This is a genomic window from Nitrospirota bacterium, from assembly GCA_016235245.1.
In the GTDB taxonomy this organism is placed as follows: Bacteria; Nitrospirota; Thermodesulfovibrionia; order Thermodesulfovibrionales; family UBA6898; genus UBA6898.
Map to the genome: position 1 here is coordinate 45,279 of JACRLO010000006.1, position 15,876 is coordinate 61,154.

17 protein-coding genes are annotated in these 15,876 nt (G+C 48.8%); 7 read left to right on the forward strand and 10 right to left on the reverse strand.

The window, feature by feature from the left end; translation table 11 throughout:
- The first annotated feature begins 131 nt into the window (after window positions 1-131).
- The 5 genes from HZB31_02675 (at window position 132) to HZB31_02695 (ending at window position 3,415) form a co-directional block, all read left to right on the forward strand.
- Window positions 132-494, forward strand: coding sequence for a hypothetical protein (locus HZB31_02675; GenBank protein ID MBI5846842.1), 363 nt, complete (start codon window positions 132-134; stop codon window positions 492-494).
- Between the two features lie 6 nt (window positions 495-500).
- A complete protein-coding gene (locus tag HZB31_02680; protein ID MBI5846843.1) occupies window positions 501-1,388 on the forward strand; it encodes a L,D-transpeptidase family protein in 888 nt (295 codons plus the stop codon).
- The gene (locus tag HZB31_02685) at window positions 1,385-1,906 is read left to right on the forward strand and encodes a YcbK family protein (GenBank protein ID MBI5846844.1); all 522 of its coding nucleotides are present in this window, start codon (window positions 1,385-1,387) and stop codon (window positions 1,904-1,906) included. Before HZB31_02680 ends, HZB31_02685 begins: the two co-directional genes overlap by 4 nt.
- A 23-nt stretch (window positions 1,907-1,929) precedes the next feature.
- A complete protein-coding gene (locus HZB31_02690; GenBank protein MBI5846845.1) occupies window positions 1,930-2,586 on the forward strand; it encodes a hypothetical protein in 657 nt (218 codons plus the stop codon).
- A 73-nt stretch (window positions 2,587-2,659) separates the two neighbouring features.
- A complete protein-coding gene (locus HZB31_02695) occupies window positions 2,660-3,415 on the forward strand; it encodes a competence/damage-inducible protein A (protein ID MBI5846846.1) in 756 nt (251 codons plus the stop codon).
- Window positions 3,416-3,472: 57 nt separating this feature from the next.
- Here the strand turns inward: HZB31_02695 and HZB31_02700 are convergent, their stop codons facing one another.
- The 5 genes from HZB31_02700 to murA form a co-directional block, all read right to left on the reverse strand.
- Window positions 3,473-3,964 carry a hypothetical protein gene (locus tag HZB31_02700; protein MBI5846847.1) on the reverse strand — a complete coding sequence of 164 codons (492 nt, stop codon included), beginning with the start codon at window positions 3,962-3,964 and terminating at the stop codon, window positions 3,473-3,475.
- Window positions 3,965-4,152: 188 nt separating this feature from the next.
- Window positions 4,153-4,848, reverse strand: coding sequence for a PilZ domain-containing protein (locus HZB31_02705; GenBank protein ID MBI5846848.1), 696 nt, complete (start codon window positions 4,846-4,848; stop codon window positions 4,153-4,155).
- Between the two features lie 89 nt (window positions 4,849-4,937).
- Entirely contained in the window at window positions 4,938-6,302 is a 1,365-nt protein-coding gene (locus HZB31_02710) for a sigma-54-dependent Fis family transcriptional regulator (GenBank protein ID MBI5846849.1), read from the reverse strand.
- The gene (locus HZB31_02715) at window positions 6,295-7,401 is read right to left on the reverse strand and encodes a HAMP domain-containing histidine kinase (GenBank protein ID MBI5846850.1); all 1,107 of its coding nucleotides are present in this window, start codon (window positions 7,399-7,401) and stop codon (window positions 6,295-6,297) included. Before HZB31_02715 ends, HZB31_02710 begins: the two co-directional genes overlap by 8 nt.
- An 18-nt stretch (window positions 7,402-7,419) precedes the next feature.
- Entirely contained in the window at window positions 7,420-8,673 is a 1,254-nt protein-coding gene (gene murA, locus HZB31_02720) for a UDP-N-acetylglucosamine 1-carboxyvinyltransferase (GenBank protein ID MBI5846851.1), read from the reverse strand.
- An 82-nt stretch (window positions 8,674-8,755) separates the two neighbouring features.
- Between murA and HZB31_02725 the strand changes: the two genes are divergently transcribed.
- Both HZB31_02725 and HZB31_02730 read left to right on the forward strand, forming a co-directional pair.
- Window positions 8,756-8,914 carry a type II toxin-antitoxin system HicB family antitoxin gene (locus HZB31_02725; protein MBI5846852.1) on the forward strand — a complete coding sequence of 53 codons (159 nt, stop codon included), beginning with the start codon at window positions 8,756-8,758 and terminating at the stop codon, window positions 8,912-8,914.
- Window positions 8,915-9,199: 285 nt separating this feature from the next.
- Complete coding sequence (locus HZB31_02730; GenBank protein ID MBI5846853.1) at window positions 9,200-9,832, forward strand: lytic transglycosylase domain-containing protein; 633 nt, start codon at window positions 9,200-9,202, stop codon at window positions 9,830-9,832.
- Window positions 9,833-9,880: 48 nt separating this feature from the next.
- On the opposite strand, the gene HZB31_02735 is transcribed toward HZB31_02730, so the two are convergent.
- The 5 genes from HZB31_02735 to mnmE form a co-directional block, all read right to left on the reverse strand.
- On the reverse strand, window positions 9,881-10,906 hold the full coding sequence (locus tag HZB31_02735) for a 4Fe-4S binding protein (GenBank protein MBI5846854.1): 1,026 nt from the start codon (window positions 10,904-10,906) through the stop codon (window positions 9,881-9,883).
- Window positions 10,907-11,049: 143 nt separating this feature from the next.
- Window positions 11,050-11,880 (reverse strand): hypothetical protein, encoded by an 831-nt coding sequence (locus HZB31_02740; GenBank protein ID MBI5846855.1) that lies wholly within the window; start codon window positions 11,878-11,880, stop codon window positions 11,050-11,052.
- Window positions 11,881-11,989: 109 nt separating this feature from the next.
- The gene (locus HZB31_02745) at window positions 11,990-12,487 is read right to left on the reverse strand and encodes an ACT domain-containing protein (GenBank protein ID MBI5846856.1); all 498 of its coding nucleotides are present in this window, start codon (window positions 12,485-12,487) and stop codon (window positions 11,990-11,992) included.
- An 89-nt stretch (window positions 12,488-12,576) separates the two neighbouring features.
- Entirely contained in the window at window positions 12,577-14,232 is a 1,656-nt protein-coding gene (locus HZB31_02750) for a putative manganese-dependent inorganic diphosphatase (GenBank protein ID MBI5846857.1), read from the reverse strand.
- Window positions 14,233-14,293: 61 nt separating this feature from the next.
- Window positions 14,294-15,676, reverse strand: coding sequence for a tRNA uridine-5-carboxymethylaminomethyl(34) synthesis GTPase MnmE (gene mnmE / locus HZB31_02755; protein ID MBI5846858.1), 1,383 nt, complete (start codon window positions 15,674-15,676; stop codon window positions 14,294-14,296).
- Window positions 15,677-15,876 lie beyond the last annotated feature (200 nt).

Here is a 15,876-nt window from a genome sequence, read left to right on the forward strand (position 1 = left end):
CGCCAATATTATCACTCTATTCTGCTCCTCGCATGAAAAGCCCTGTTTTTTCACGAACATCGGAAAGCAGGGCTTATTTTTATTGTCTGTCGCTATGGTAGGATAATCAATTCAGAAATCCCGGGGGAATTATGCCTGAAAAATGGTCTGATGGGCTGCCAGATGATGCTTTTTTATCAGAAGCTGAAAAAACCTATATGAATGCTTTGACAAGGATAAAAGAAGGTCTGGCAAAAGGATTTGATTTTGATAGTGCAAGCGCCACGGTCAAGATCGATGATGAGTTCCTGAAACAGGATGTATTGGACGATGTGTTGAAGGTACTCATTGCCGAGGAGCATTTCGTAAAAAAGATTCCTCTTGAGCAGATCAGCCGGAAATTAAATCTGCCTGGCGACCGTCTTGAAAAAGCCCGGACGGAGATGCTTGAAGATATTGAAAGGTCCACTATCGGCGTCTTGCACAATGACGTCGAAAAAGAAACAGAACATTAGTCGCCTATGCTTTCTCCGCTTTTCAAGATAATCGTTTTATTGTTACTTCTGCTCATTCTGCCTCACTCGTCATTTGCAGGCATGATCATCGGCGGCGATAGCGTCTATACAATAAAAAAGGGAGATACGATTGAGCTTGTCGGAGCACGTACAGGTGTGTACTGGTGGAAGATCGCAAAGGATAATAATATCGACACAAAAAAACGCCTCCAGCCAGGCCAGGAACTGAAGATCAATACGCGGAAGATCGTTCCCGTAATGATCGATAGTGGAATTATCATCAATGTCCCGGACAGGACCCTCTATTCTTTTAAAAACAGCCGGCTTGTGCGGTCTTTTTCTGTCGGGATGGGGCTTCCCACGTCAAAAACATCTTCAAGCTGGAAAACGCCAATCGGAAAGTTCAAGGTGATCGCAAAAAAGAAAGACCCGACATGGTATGTTCCCCCTTCGATACAGGAAGAGATGGAACTGGAAGGGAAAGAGGTCATCACCTCAGTACCGCCCGGACCGGACAATCCGCTCGGCAGATACGCAATAAAAACCTCGCTGCCCGGCATCATGATCCATGAAACGAACAAGCCGGCGTCAGTCAACCAGTACAGGAGCCACGGATGCATACGCGTACTTCCCGAAAACATGGAAAAGTTCTTCGAAGAAGTTGAGCCGGATGCGCCGGGTGAGTTATTATATATGCCTGTCAAAGCCGCTGTCTCTGACAAGGGACGGGTCTTCCTCGAAGTTCACAAGGATTTCTACCGCAGGATCAAAAACTTGAAGGAAGAGGCGAAGACGCAACTTGAGAAAACCGGTGCTGCCAACAAGGTAGACTGGCTAAAAGTGGAAAAGGTCCTGAAAGAACGATCAGGCATTGCCGAGGATGTAACACTATGATATCAAGAAGAACATTTATACAGGGTTTGGCTGCTGTTGCAGTTCTATACCCCTATACAAAGGCAGTTGGAAGCGTTCCCTCCGAAAGAACATTAAGTCTTTATAACGTCCATACGGATGAGAGCCTTGATGTTACGTATTTTTCTGATGGGTCCTATGACTATGAAGCACTCGGAAAAATTAACCGGCTTATGCGGTGTCACCATGCTGATGAGGTAAAGCCGATCAGCACAGGGGTTCTTGACCTGCTCTGCGACATAAAAGACCGGCTTCATAAGGACCGGCGCATCGAAATAATATCAGGATACCGTTCTGCCGCCTATAATGAATATCTGCGGACCAGGAGCAGAAAGGTCGCACGTGACAGTTTTCATATGCAGGGGCTGGCTATCGATTTTTCGGTCAGCGGATTGAGTAAAAATACCCTTTCGGGGATCGCCAAATCTTTTTATGCAGGCGGCGTTGGGAAATATCGGGAATTCGTGCATATTGATGTCGGTCCTGTCAGATACTGGTAAAATCTTTTTATAAGGATAGAGACATGGGAAAAGAAGCAAAACAGCTAAAGGAACTTTTTAACGATATCGTTGAGTATGTCAGGATTAACCATACTGAAGCCATAGACAAGGCGTACAGCTATTTCTGGGATGGGGAAACTCCTGATGAGTTTTTGGCCGGCAGTGCACTTATGCTCGGGTTCCACAATTTTGAAGACTGGATGGTATTTGACCATAAGATCAATGAAGAAGGCGATACCTATATTGACCTTTTCCTCAGGGATACCAAAGATCTTGATGATCAGGCAATCGATCTTCTGCGCAAGGCAAAAGACTCGGTAATAAGCCTCTATGAGGTCGCCTCTGTTGTCACGGATAAAAAAGTCATTCTCAAAGATATTCTTTTTGACAGGGAAGCTGAGCTGAAAGAGAAATCGCTCACGCAGAGCCTGAAAAAAGGCGATCTGTTCGCAACACGGCTTTTCAAACTCGACAATATCGATGTTATGAGCGCCTCTGTCTATCCCTACACCCCCGGTCAGAAAGAAAAGGTCCTTGCCTATGTTAATAAACAATTCAGGCGTTACATTAAAAATGTGAACCCTGACGGAACCATGCAGGACTATCTCAAAAATTATGGTGATGTTTTCAACCTGATCTGGATGAATTTCATTATCGAGCCCCCCGAAAAAAAGGCCTGACCTCTCTCGGTCTGTTTTTTGCTCCCTGCCATCTGAAAATCCTGAGACATTCTCAGCGATTTTCTGATACATTATGACTATGATAAATTGCGATCAGGCGTCTATCAGGACAGCCGGACTGATCATCATAGGCAATGAGATCCTGTCGGGCAAGACTCAGGACCAGAACTCTTTTTTCCTTGCAACAGAACTCCGAGCCCTTGGCGTAAGCCTCGTCCGCATATCCGTAATCCCCGATGACCTTGAGATGATCAGCAAAGAGGCTGTGCTTTTTTCTGAGTCCTTTGATCTCGTCTTTACCACTGGGGGGGTCGGCCCGACCCATGATGACATCACCATGTCAGGCGTTGCAAAGGCCTTCGGTGTACCACTCATACGGCATCCGGTGCTTGAAAGAAGATTCCACGAGCGCTATGGTGAAGCGGTAAACAATGCGATTATGAAAATGGCTGAAGTGCCTGAAGGCACTGAGGTCATCGAATTTGCAACCAACAATTTCCCTCTGGTGGTCTTCCGAAATATCTATATCTTCCCGGGCATTCCCCGCTATCTGCAGGAGAAGTTCAACCTTGTCAGGGAGCGCTTCAGGACATCGGCATTTTTTTTGAAACGGATCTATCTGAGGGCAAATGAAGCCGACATTGCAGCGATTCTTAACACTGTTGTTGCAAAAAATGACTGCGTTACGTTCGGCTCCTATCCCATCCTCGGCAACGACGACTATCAGATCATTGTGACGGCAGAGTCAAAAATAGAGGCTGATCTTACCGTCGCACTCGAAGAACTCATTCAGAACCTCCCCCAAAATATCATTGTAACGGTGACATAGCAAAGGGCCGGGGATATCTCCTCCAGCCCTTTCTCTGTGCATCAGGAACCAGATCTTCTATACCGGCTGTAGCTTAGGGATCATCGGCGTCATGCCTTCCTGCTTGATATCTCCCTTTATCCCGATAACCGTTTCGCTATAGGGAATGTCTTTCCCCGAATTCTTGATCGCCTGCTGAGTAATATAGGCAAGACCTCCGCAGCAGGGGACTTCCATCCGGACGACACTTACGCTCTTGATCGAGAATTGTTTAAACATATCGGTCAACGTTTGAAAATACTCCTGAGCGTTATCGAGCTTCGGGCATCCGATGATAACTTTTTTCCCCTTGATGAATCTGCTATGGAACCCGACAGCAGAGAATGCTGTGCAGTCTGCGGCAAGCAGAATGTCGGCATCATTGAGATAGGGGGCTCCTGTCCCTATCAACTTCAACTGAATAGGCCAGTTCTGAAGCTCGGGACACTCGTCTCCTGACACTGCTGCAGTTTCCTTCTTATCCGAAAAGTTCACCGGCTTCATACCTGAGCATCCGCATCCTTCTCCCATTTTGTTGCCTCCTTTATACTGATATCTGCCATGTCATTGGTCTGGCTTATGACCTAAGTATAAAACAGCCTGCCGATATCCGCTATGATTTAAATCATCCTGCCGATGAAACAGATTGTTGTTTGCTGCATGGGAAAGGAAATGTAAGCCCGAATAGCTAAAGCGACCGCAGGTGACAATGAGTGATGCTACGAAAGCGTACCGATAAATCCGGTCAGTTTTTCGGTATTTTCTTCCGGCATATTCAGAAATTCAACGCCGATAGCAAACCGTTTTGTTTCTGCAGTTTCAATCGGTATGCAAGAGGCTACCCGGCCTGCAAAACTGATTTCACTGTCTCCCGGAAGGGTTATCTCCATGGGCCACTGCTGATCGAGTTCAAGGGCATTTTCACTTTCGATGAGCATGCCTCCCAGACTGATTTTTTTGACTGAAAAGTCTTCCGGACAAGTCAGGATGAATTTGCCGTTTGCAACGACATGGAATCTCATGTTAACCCTGAGACCACTCAGGCTGTGGAGCTCTACGGAATCCTTCTCTGCCTTATATGACTCAATAAATTTTATAAGGGTATTGATTTTTTCACTGGCGAGATCGTCGAATCTCATGCCGACCGAGTAGAGCGGTACAACGTCTCCCTCTGCTGTTTTTCTGCTCCCACTGAGCGTAGACCAGATAACGGCCCCCTTGACCGATATGGACCGGTCTTTTGTTTCAATCCGGAGCATATATTCACTGCCCATTTTCAGCGTCCGGTCGATTTGTAGCGAAATACCGCCAAGACTGATGTCGATAATATCAACCGTACTTGCAAACATCATTTTCCCGTTGATCTTCATGATATCGGTGGCGAATCGTTTGAATTTTCTGTGTTCCTGTCCCATAGATGGTCTCCCTGTATCCCCAGTAGCCGTAAGTATTTATTATACTGATATGGCTGTATTCTTTACCACACTTCACCCCATCTTCACCGCTATTCCATCTGGTATTTCTTCAGCTTCCTCTTCAGGGTAGAAAGGGATATGCCGACCGCACGGGCTGCCCTGCTGTAGTTGCCTGCATGTTCCGCGACTGCAGAAAGAATATGGGTTTTCTCCATGTCTGTAAGGGTTGAAGACGAACCTGCTGCAGATTTTTGCTCAGCTGGCCTCAAAGTCTGTTCTGCCTTTTTCGGTCTAATCGTAAGAAGCTCAGCCGGTTTCAGCTCAGTTCCCTGCTGCAGGATAGCTGCTCTCTCGAGAATATTTCTCAGTTCCCTCACATTGCCGGGCCAGTTATACCGCATCATCTTTTCGATCTGACCGTCCGCAAGCCTGAGAGGTCTCCCTTTTGCAACTTTCGAGATCAGAATCTCACAAAGCGCCGCAATATCTTCTATTCTTTCTCTTAATGGCGGCAGATGCATCTTAATGACCCCAAGGCGGTAATAAAGATCCTCCCTGAATGTTCTGGCTCCTATGGCCCTTTCAAGGTCAACACTCGTGGCGGCAATTACCCTTACCTGGGCCTGAAGAAGTGCCGTACCTCCAAGCCTGCGGTATGCCCCGTCATCAAGAACGCCCAGAAGCTTTGCTTGAAGTGCTATAGGCATCTCGCCAATTTCATCAAGAAAGATCGTTCCTCCCTCTGCCATCTCAAACATCCCTTTTTTCGTTGTGACTGCTCCAGTAAATGCACCTTTTTCATGCCCAAAGAGCTCGGCCTCGATCAGGCTTTCAGGAAGGGCAGCACAGTTGATGCTGATAAACGGCCTGTGCCTGTACTGGCCGCCATAATGGATCGAGCGCGCAGCAATATTTTTCCCTGATCCGGTTTCGCCAGTGATCAGCACTGGCGCATCAGCATCGGCAGCAAGGCTGATAAGCCGATGGATTTCTGCAATTGCCGTGCTGTTTCCAACAGGCAGATGTTCCTCGCGTTCCTTGTCTGAACGGTAATTCTGAAACTGCTCAATCTTTTCAAGGCCGAGGACCCTCATGGCCTGGGCTATGGCAAGCCCAAGCTCTTCAAGTTCAAAGGGTTTTGAGAGATAGTCAAAGGCCCCGCCCCTGACCGCTTCTACGGCATTATCAAAGCTCGGGAAGGCAGTAGTAAAAACTATCTTTGTCTGACTATTAAAATTCAGGATAGTCGGACAGAGGGTATAGCCTTCGGCATCAGGCAATTTCTGATCAAGGAGCAGCACGTCAACCCGTATTTTTGCGCAGATAGCAATACATTCCGCGGCCGTATGCGCGACAGATACCACGGTATCATCGGCCTTAAAATATTCCTGTACTGACATGCAGAAATTTCTGTCGTCATCAACGATCAGAATGCTCCTCTTTATTTTATGCATTGGCGCTGCTATCTGCAGGCAGACTCAGGGTGACCGTTGTCCCGGCATTTTCTGCGCTTTCGATTTCTATCGTCCCGTTCATCTTAAACATCATCTTCTTTACAATCACCAGTCCCAGACCCGTCCCATGGCTTTTTGTGGTTGAAAAAGGCTGAAAAAGATGTTTTTTCTGCTCTTCTGGGATTCCCCGGCCATTGTCCCTTACCCTGATGACAAACCTGCTGTCTGCCCTGAGCGTACTGATACTGATCTCTGGCGATTCGATATCCTGGAGCGCATCCGATGCATTGACCAGTATGTTCAGCATTACATGCTGCAAGGCACGCGGATCGAACAGGCCATATTCGGCATCAGGTCTGAAGAAAGTCTTGATCCTGATCTTATGGGTGCTGAAGTCGCGTTCGACCATGGCCAGAAGATTGTTCATAAAGGATGCGACATGGACTTCCCGGCATTCAGGGTTCTCATACATGCTGAAGTTTTTGAGGTCTTTCAAAAGGATTTCAACCCTGCCGATGTCCGAAAGCATCCGGTCGAGAAGCTCGTTTACCGCTTCTTTCGAATAGCTTGGAAGATTCTTCTTGCATACCGCAAGTGTTGTCTTGATAGAGTTTATCGGGTTGCCCAGTTCATGCCTTATGCCGGAAAAAATATAGCCGAGATTATCCATGGTGTTCACAGCCTCTGCTATCGCCTGCAGTCTGGTCCTTTCCGTTATGTCCGTCACATACAGCCAGAGGTAGGTATCCGAAATAAGATAAATAGTATAGCCGATAAACTTGTTGCCATATCGAAGGCTGCGCGGTTCCACGAGGTTGGCAGACAGAAACGGAATTTCGATGTCCGACAGCAGAAGAGAGACCAGTGCATCGTAATCCTTCGGTTTTATGGTGCCCCGGAATATTTCAATGGCCAGCTTATTCTGGAAAAATACTTCCTTCTTCGAGATATCAAAGCCTATGATGCCCAGGCTGATATCATCAAGAATGTTCGCATAGATACACTCGCCAAGGCACGGTGTTTTGCTGATAGGGCAGGCCTTCCCCTCTCCCCGGTGGGAACAGGTAGTCATCTGCGCAGCCGCGACAAAGTCTTTCATGTCACCTCGTTACAGGACTTATTCTTTTTCTCGGGTAATCTCTGCCCCGATTTTCTTTAATTTTTCTTCGATCCTTTCGTATCCCCTGTCAAGGTGATATATCCTCTTTATGGTCGTCTCTCCCTCTGCCGCAAGAGCAGCCACAATAAGCGATGCACTAGCCCTCAAATCAGTTGCCATGAGCGGAGCGCCCTTTATCTTCTTTGCGCCTCTGATCGTTGCAATACCGCCTTCGATCGAGATATCAGCACCCATCCTTTTGAGTTCTGCAACGTGCATGAACCGGTTTTCAAATATCTTCTCGGATATCACGCTTGCGCCTTCGGCCATACACATCATAGCCATGAGCTGGGCCTGCATGTCAGTCGGGAACCCAGGATAGCGCATGGTTGTTGTGCTCACAGCCTTCAGCCTTTGCGGCCCGATCGCCCTGATACCCTTGCTCACCGGGCTAAAGACAATCCCGGTATCCGTCAGTTTGTTGATCACCGCATCGAGATGATCAGGCCTGCAGTTTTTAATCGTAATATCGCCTCCGGTTATGCCTGCTACCGCCATAAACGTGCCTGTCTCTATCCTGTCCGGTATGACCGTATGCCTGAGAGGCTTCAGTTTCCTGACCCCCTCGATCTCGATGAGACTCTCCCCCGCACCTTTTATCTTCGCTCCCATCGAAATAAGGGCATCTGCAAGGTCAACCACCTCAGGCTCGCGTGCAGCGTTCTCTAAAAAAGTCCTGCCCTCTGCCAGCGTTGCGGCCATCATCAAATTCTCGGTACCGGTCACGGTCGGGATATCAAAATAAATGTGCGCACCTTTCAGTTTCTTTGCCTTTGCAATCACATACCCTGAATCAAGCGTTATGACCGCCCCCATCTTTTCAAGCCCCATCAGGTGCAGGTCTATGGGGCGTGCACCGATTGCGCATCCGCCGGGAAGTGACACTTTTGCCTTGCCAAGGCGGGCGACAAGCGGACCTAAGACAAGAACAGATGCACGCATGGTGCTGACCAGGTCATAGGGAGCTTCAAAATGCGATATTTTTGAGCAGTCAAGAATTGCCTTGTTCTTTTCGAGGTGAAAACCTGCCCCTAGGTTTGCAATGAGGCGGCCCATGGTAGATACATCCCTGAGATGCGGGACATTCCGGAGTATATGTTCGCCGGGTGCAAGGAGGGTTGCAGCCATGATCGGAAGCGCAGCGTTCTTCGATCCACTGATCGTAACAGTTCCTTTCAGTCTTTTGCCGCCTCTAATAACAAGTTTGTCCAGATTAATCTCTCCTTACATCTTTTTCGGTATTGTAATACAAAAGCAGTGATTTGGCATAACTCAAATATGGTATATTTCAGGTATGAGAGAATTTATCATCTACCAAAACGATGACAACACATGGATTGCCGAGGCAAAAGAACTCCCTGGTTTTTATATGAAGGGCAAGACCGAAAAAGAAGCTCTCGAAAAGATCCAGACCGCATTGAAGATCTACTATCCCTGCAGGTGCGACGACTGATCCGGAGCAGGCCGGCAGATATTCTTCTGCACACAGCTTATCACTAAATCCGGCATCCTGCCTCTTTTTTCGCCCTGAATAGTTGACAAAGCCCCCCTCGTGTGGTTCAATAGTTATACAACAAATCAATCAGATCTTCCCTAAAACAACCCGGGCTCATCACGTTTTTTCCCATATGTTCAAATGCAGCCAATTCAATAATAAACCAGGGGTTTACAAGGATGTAACGTTATGAACGTTATGGCCAATGTAATTGTTTTAGGAACAGGTTTTGAGGAGGTATGTATGTTAACAGCTATGACAGAGAAGTCGGTGGATGCACAAACTAAGCGGATATTGCTGATGCCATTTGTTTTTTTGATTATTGTTGCGATGATAGGCCTTGCAGCTGCATATACGGTAATTATACCGGGAGAATTGGCTCACACGCTCTCTTTTTCATCTCTCCGCACAGGCAGTGACGAGGCTGCAAAAAAGAGGGTTCTGGACTGGATGGCAGAGAACTCTGCCGTACCAGAGCAGGTATTAGCAAAAATCTACAACGCGGCCGCAGTTACCGGCAACAGGGACCTGATCCTCGCCATCTGTCTCGTGGAGTCCAACTTTAACCCCAATGCAGAAAGCGATAAGGGTGCAATCGGCCTTATGGGGATAATGCCGGGCGTATGGGTAAAAGAACTGAAGGAGCAAGGCATCATACGGGAGAGAGACGACCTTTACAATATATCGGGCAATATCGCAGCCGGTGCCCATGTGCTTGCAACGTATATGTCGGAAACAAGCGATCTCAGGCTGGCGCTGATCCGTTACGTGGGGGGCGCTTCCTGGTATGCGACCAAGGTTTTGCAGGCGCAAAAACAGATCAGGCTGGCACAAAACGCAGACCAAAGCCTCCCTTTTTCTTCCCTTCGGAATTAAGAACTGAGCGCGGGGATGCTCATCAGAAATCATATCCCGCGGCTCAGCTTACGGGTGATCAAGGTGGCCGGTCTGAGGAATGATCCGTCTGTAATCCTGATAAGAGACTGAGGATTCCCATCTGCCTGTCAGCTTGGCAATCGTAATACTCCCAAAAAAAAGAGCGATGATCAGGCAGACAAACAGAAGTGGATGCCACGCATTCCTCCTTGGCAGAGCAATATCAAGCGCGCCTTTAGCCGGACAATGGCTTACGCAGGTCAGGCATCCGGTGCATTCCGGAGATCTCACCTGCTTCAGCGTCTCCACCGGCAAAAGAGACGGACAGTTTTCCGTGCACTTCCTGCAATGAATGCATGCCTCTTCATCCCTCCTGATCTTGAGCGGGCTCAGTATACTCAGCAATCCGAGAAGTGCCCCATAGGGGCAAAGGTATCTGCACCAGAAGTTCCGGTAAAACAGAGAAAAGACAAAGAGCAGAGACAGGGAGATCGTTGTCGTTCTTGTCATCTCTGTGAAAAAGAAGAGCATCTTCACATCTGCTATTTTGTAGTAGTCGTTCTCAAGGAAATGCAAGATCGCGGGCGCAGGCATCTTACTAATAATCACATAGATAAAGAACGCCATGAGAAGGTATTTTACGGACCTTAGGACATAGTCTGCATATCGAGGAACAGAAAAATTCCTGCCAAAGATCTTTTTACCGAGTCTCCAGACGCTGTCAGAAAGAGCACCCACAGGACATATCCATCCGCAGAACCCTTTTTTCAGAACAAGGGCCATGGCAATGGCTGAGGCAAAGATGACAAGTCCTGCAGGATGGATACGGTCGAATACGCCTTCCATGATCCAGAGCTTAAGGCCCATAAGCGCGCCAATAGGAAGAAAACCTTCAACTGCGGGGAAGCGGTTCTTTAATACCTCTTCTGCGCCTCCTGCCGGCAGCGCTTCCATAGCAAGGAAATGGTCAGTGAAGACAAAAAAGCGATAGCCTGCATAGAGCAGAAAGAGAATTATTCCCCACTGCACCGTGTAGCGCAGATGCCGCACGTAGGCCCGTTCGATCTTTCCCATTAATATAGTGTAATTAAAAGAGACCGAAGATTATATGATCTATGACATGGAACGGCACGCGGTTAGGTGTTTGAACTATCAGTCAGGTATTCACAATACAGACGTATTTTGACCTGTTGGCAGATAACGCTTCCTCTTCATACTTATCGGGCGAGCAGAATTCGAATTACCGCGGACATCTTTGTTGCGCCTGGCGCTACAGAATGTGCAATGCCCGCAGCTGCAACAGCCATAAAAAACACAATCGTAAAGGGGATAACCGTGGCTCCCAAAACACTGCCTATCCAGTCAGGATTGTCCATGCGTTTCATGCTCTTGACAAGGCCTGAAGCGAGAAGGAAATCAAATGCAGCCTCGGCCAGTATTGCAGGCGCTGCATAGACAAGATAAAAGGCAGCTCCGAAGACAACGGCAAGAATCAGTGCGAGAATGATAAGAAGTATGCCGGCATCCTCCACATCAAATATTCCTGCCACTGCTTTCCCTGTCGCATCGGTTACGCTATTTCCTGATGATTTGGATGCTGAGGCAACAGCATCCGGCAGCGCCCCCTGCTCAAAGAAGGCTGATGCACCGCCCCCCTCAAATTGTCCCCCGCCGCCCCCAAAAGACAGGTTTTCTGTCAATGAGTCCCCTCCGGTCGGGAGGCCATCCGGAATGATGTTTACGATATCGGCATTCGAAATAAAGCTGTCCCCTTTCCCTTTCCCTTTTCCTTTACCGCTGCCGGAAGACGTCATATAGAGGAGCCAGAGCTTGAGGAAACCGAAGAAAGCGAGATAGGAACAAAACACTGCAAGGGGATATCTGATGAGCATGCTGCTGAGCTGCAGATGAAGCAGGGCCCAGCTCACGATAAGACCAGAAAGGGCTGTCCCGGCGAGGATAAGCGACATATGGAAGCGGAGAAAGAACCGCTCCCTGAGGAACCTCACAAACTTTTCACGCCCGCGCAGCCGTCCGGTGATTTTCATGACTCAGAAAACTATACATGCCCGCCCGTCGGTAAGGCAACTTCCCCTTCTTTTCGGAGCAGAATTAAGGCAGACTCTCAGAAGGACCTCAAGGCGCCAGTATTGGGTGTTAGGCTGCGTGAAGAACCTTGATGGTCTTTTTGTCGTCTGCCGTCTTGATCACGCAGGTCGCCGTCTTCCCGGAGCTGGTAGTGGAATAAAAATAGTAGATATTAATGCCGGCATCCGCGATGATCTCTGATATCCTCTCAAGCGCTCCAACCTTGTTTGCCATTTCCACCAGGATAACCGACGACTCCTGTATGTCATCAGCGCCGATCTTGTCGAGGGCCTTCTCTGCCTTTACAAGGTCGTCAACGATCAGAGTAAAGGTAGCTTTACGGCTCATGCCGCTGGCCGAATAGCCGGTGCCGGCCAGTATGTTGACATTCTCCGCTGCAAGCGCGGCTGCCACTTTTGCCGTCAATCCGGTACTGTCCAGAAACGTAGCCGTTATCTCTTTTGCGGGCCTGGCTGTAAATGCCGGAACTGCCGACACTGTCACTGGTGGCTTTGCTGCGGCTTTCTTGACATTCTTTGGAGTCACGTTCTTCGCTGCTTTAGCCATGGTTTCTCTCCTTATGGTAATGACTGCTCTTAATTTACTATATCCTGAGGGCGCAGAACAAGCTCAGGGTCCGTGCCGACTGCGTAATGTTATCTCCCCATGCTCAGCGCCTGACCGAGTGCCGGAATGAAATCTTTTTTTCTCGACATTACGCGCGGCAGTATACATTTGCCGTCTTCGACCTTTACATGAAAGGCCTTCTCGACAATCCATATCTCGCCTTTGAGAAGAACCCGCTCATAGGACGCAAGAAGCGGATTTGTGATAAGGAGCACGGTAAGGTCATAGCCACCAGCAGATCTTATATGCTCCAGCTCGTTCAGCAGGTCCTGTTCTATCCAGTCTATTTCTTCACAGTCCAACACCATCATCTGGCTAACCCCTAATTTTTTCCCGCCGACAAGAAATTCCTTAAAGTCTGCTGCAATCAATTGCGCTGTTGTCTTCCCCTCTATATTAATGCTGGCATGAAGGAGCTCCTTGCCATACTCCTTAAGCGATATGCCGGCGATCTCTGCCAGCCGGGCCGCTGCCTGGCAATCGCGTTCAGTCGTAGTCGACAGTGTGAGTAAAAGTGTGTCTGAGAGGATGCCGGAAAGGAGCACCCCTGCGATCTCCTTCGGTATCTTCACCTGCCAGAGAAACATCATGCCAGAAACGACCGTGCATGTACTGCCGACCGGGTCGTTATAGACATAGATAGGCGCCACGGTCGAAATATCTCCGACACGGTGATGGTCGATGATCTCAAGGATCTCTGCCTCGTCAATATTGTCGACAGCCTGTGATACCTCATTATGGTCAACAAGGATCGCCCTTTTCCGCACAGGGTTGAGGAGATCCGTTCGCGTGATAAACCCGATCAGGCGGCGGTCCCCGTCTATGGCCACTGCAGAGCGGTATTCTGATTCGAGCACCTTTTTCCTGAGTTCAGATATCGGTGTAGAGAGGCCGACCTCAGATGTGCGCGAGCACATAATAGATGCAACAGGCTCGGACATGGTCATAAGCTGCACCGTCGCATATGCCTGATGGGGTGACGATATCAGCAACGTGCCGTGCTCCTGCGCTGCAGCTGCCACGTCACTTCCGATCGGCATGCCGTCGGTAACAATCAGCGCTGAACAGCCCGAGGTGATAAGATCGAGCTGGATATCCTGCTGGTCGCCGATAATGACGACGTCTCCGGGACGTATTCTGTTCAGAATCGTACCTTTCTGCATCGACGCCGTATGGATCCTCCCGGTGAGCAGCTGTACTCGCGTTGCATTACAGATAACCCGGCCACCAAGGGTCTTGATAAGTATATCGAGGCTAATGGGTGCATGGGATAAGTCAGAAAAACCGGCACTCTCCATGTAATGGCTTGCAATGTCCTTGAGACCGACGATGCCTGAAACCCTTTGGCTGTCATCAACGACGGGGAGCGCCCGGACGCCGCTGTTCTTCATCAGCAGTGCCAGTTCGTGCACGGAGTCCTGTTCACGAACCGCAATCGGCTTTTTCATCGAAAGGTCGTTTACCGTTGCGGCAATACTCTCCATTTCAGTCGGCACCGGTACCTTGAACCGCTCGAGAACGAACTTCGTCTCCTCATTGATCTTGCCGGCACGGACAGGGGTAAAGAGAAACCGTTTGTCTGTTATATTCTTGAAGTGTGAATAGCCTATTGCGGAGCAGACGGAATCAGTGTCCGGGTTCTTATGTCCGATAACATAAACGATCTTCGTATCCTGTGGTGTCATATTATTCTCATACCCTGCCCTTCATCATGATTTTGAGCCTCAATCCCGGCCGTTGACGCCTTTATTTTCCAATACAGAAGCTGCTGAATATTTTCTGCAGTATCTCGTCGGTGGTAATGGTTCCGGTTATCTCGCCGATCCGGTCAAGGCTTTCCCTCATCTCGACAGAGAACAGTTCAAGGGGGTTATCCCCTGACAAAAGGCTGACGGCTCTTCCGAGCGATTCAGCTGCGCTGTCCAGTGCAGCCTTATGCCTGATGTTTGTGACCACAACGCCCTCCCGTTCTTCTTTCCATCCAAGAAGGTTTGATTCGAAGATAACAGACTTGAGCTTCTCGATTCCATCGCCAGTGACCGCAGAGAGACAGAGGTATTGCATCCCTTCAGCAGCACTCTCATCCAGTGATATCTTCTGCGGCAGATCCGCCTTGCTGATGGCTATCACAACATTCTTATCCCTGATAAGGGCAAGAAGATCCCGGTCCTCCTGCCTCAATGGCTCGCTTCCGTCAAACATGGCAACGATAAAATCAGCCTGCGACAGTGCCTGTATGCTTCTCCTGATCCCTTCCCGCTCGATAATCTCATCAGAGCTGCGAATACCTGCGGTGTCCATGATCCTGATAGGCAGGCCATTGATGTTCAGATAGTCTTCAATCAGGTCGCGCGTTGTGCCGGGCAGATCCGTGACAATTGAGCGGTCCTTCTGAAGCAGGGTATTCAGAAGCGATGACTTGCCGACATTCGGCCTGCCCACGATAGCGACAGAGAGCCCATCTCTGAAGAACCTCGCCTCATTGAACGTGTCCGACAGTCTCCTGATCTCCCCGCCTACGTCCGAGAGTTTTTTCTCAATCTCTTTTTTTGAGATTGTCCCAATCTCATCTTCAGGAAAGTCGATATACGCCTCTACAAAGGCAGTTATCTCTATAAGCCTCTCACGTATTTCAGAGAGTTTCCCGGCAAGTCCGCCTCTGAGCTGCTCGCCGGCTATTCTCATGCTTTCATTGGTCTTTGCATTGATAACGTCGATTACCGCCTCTGCCTGGCTTAGATCTATTCTGCCATGAAGAAACGCCCGCTTTGTAAATTCTCCGGGCTCTGCTACCCTTGCTCCCTGACTCAGGGCGATCTCAAGTATCTGTCTTGCGGAGACGATACTGCCATGGCAATTAATCTCGATAACATCCTCGCGCGTGTATGTGTTTGGCGCACGCATTACGGCAAGGAGAACCTCGTCCACCAGACGTTGGTCAGCGGGTTCGACAATATGGCCATAGAGCATTTTGTGAGATGGAGCACATGAAGGCTTTTCATTGTTTTTTGAGCGAAAGATCCTGTCCGCAATTGAAACGGCATCAGGCCCGCTCAGGCGTATAATGCCAATCCCTCCCTGACCCACAGGAGTCGATATGGCAGCTATCGTATCGTCAGAATAATTCATGATTTATTGCTCATAACTCCTTCATTGATAGGCATGCTTGTATTATATGAGATCAGGTGAAAAAGTCTGTAGGTCTTGACGTATTCCACGTTGCATTCAAAATGATAACAAGGCGGCAAGGAGGAAGCAACGCAGGCATACTGTTGTGTATGTTGAGGAGCTGACGACGAAGCCAACGCAGTTTGCGTTTGAATGCAACG

Coding starts and splice junctions, on each gene's coding strand:
- mnmE (MBI5846858.1), bottom strand. CDS start 15,676: ATGAATTATTCTGACGATACGATAGCTGCCATATCGACTCCTGTGGGT.
- HZB31_02685 (MBI5846844.1), top strand. CDS start 1,385: ATGATATCAAGAAGAACATTTATACAGGGTTTGGCTGCTGTTGCAGTT.
- HZB31_02715 (MBI5846850.1), bottom strand. CDS start 7,401: ATGAAAGACTTTGTCGCGGCTGCGCAGATGACTACCTGTTCCCACCGG.
- HZB31_02710 (MBI5846849.1), bottom strand. CDS start 6,302: ATGCATAAAATAAAGAGGAGCATTCTGATCGTTGATGACGACAGAAAT.
- HZB31_02700 (MBI5846847.1), bottom strand. CDS start 3,964: ATGGGAGAAGGATGCGGATGCTCAGGTATGAAGCCGGTGAACTTTTCG.
- HZB31_02695 (MBI5846846.1), top strand. CDS start 2,660: ATGACTATGATAAATTGCGATCAGGCGTCTATCAGGACAGCCGGACTG.
- HZB31_02690 (MBI5846845.1), top strand. CDS start 1,930: ATGGGAAAAGAAGCAAAACAGCTAAAGGAACTTTTTAACGATATCGTT.
- HZB31_02675 (MBI5846842.1), top strand. CDS start 132: ATGCCTGAAAAATGGTCTGATGGGCTGCCAGATGATGCTTTTTTATCA.
- HZB31_02735 (MBI5846854.1), bottom strand. CDS start 10,906: ATGGGAAAGATCGAACGGGCCTACGTGCGGCATCTGCGCTACACGGTG.
- HZB31_02740 (MBI5846855.1), bottom strand. CDS start 11,880: ATGAAAATCACCGGACGGCTGCGCGGGCGTGAAAAGTTTGTGAGGTTC.
- HZB31_02750 (MBI5846857.1), bottom strand. CDS start 14,232: ATGACACCACAGGATACGAAGATCGTTTATGTTATCGGACATAAGAAC.
- HZB31_02705 (MBI5846848.1), bottom strand. CDS start 4,848: ATGGGACAGGAACACAGAAAATTCAAACGATTCGCCACCGATATCATG.
- HZB31_02680 (MBI5846843.1), top strand. CDS start 501: ATGCTTTCTCCGCTTTTCAAGATAATCGTTTTATTGTTACTTCTGCTC.
- HZB31_02745 (MBI5846856.1), bottom strand. CDS start 12,487: ATGGCTAAAGCAGCGAAGAACGTGACTCCAAAGAATGTCAAGAAAGCC.
- HZB31_02725 (MBI5846852.1), top strand. CDS start 8,756: ATGAGAGAATTTATCATCTACCAAAACGATGACAACACATGGATTGCC.
- HZB31_02730 (MBI5846853.1), top strand. CDS start 9,200: ATGTTAACAGCTATGACAGAGAAGTCGGTGGATGCACAAACTAAGCGG.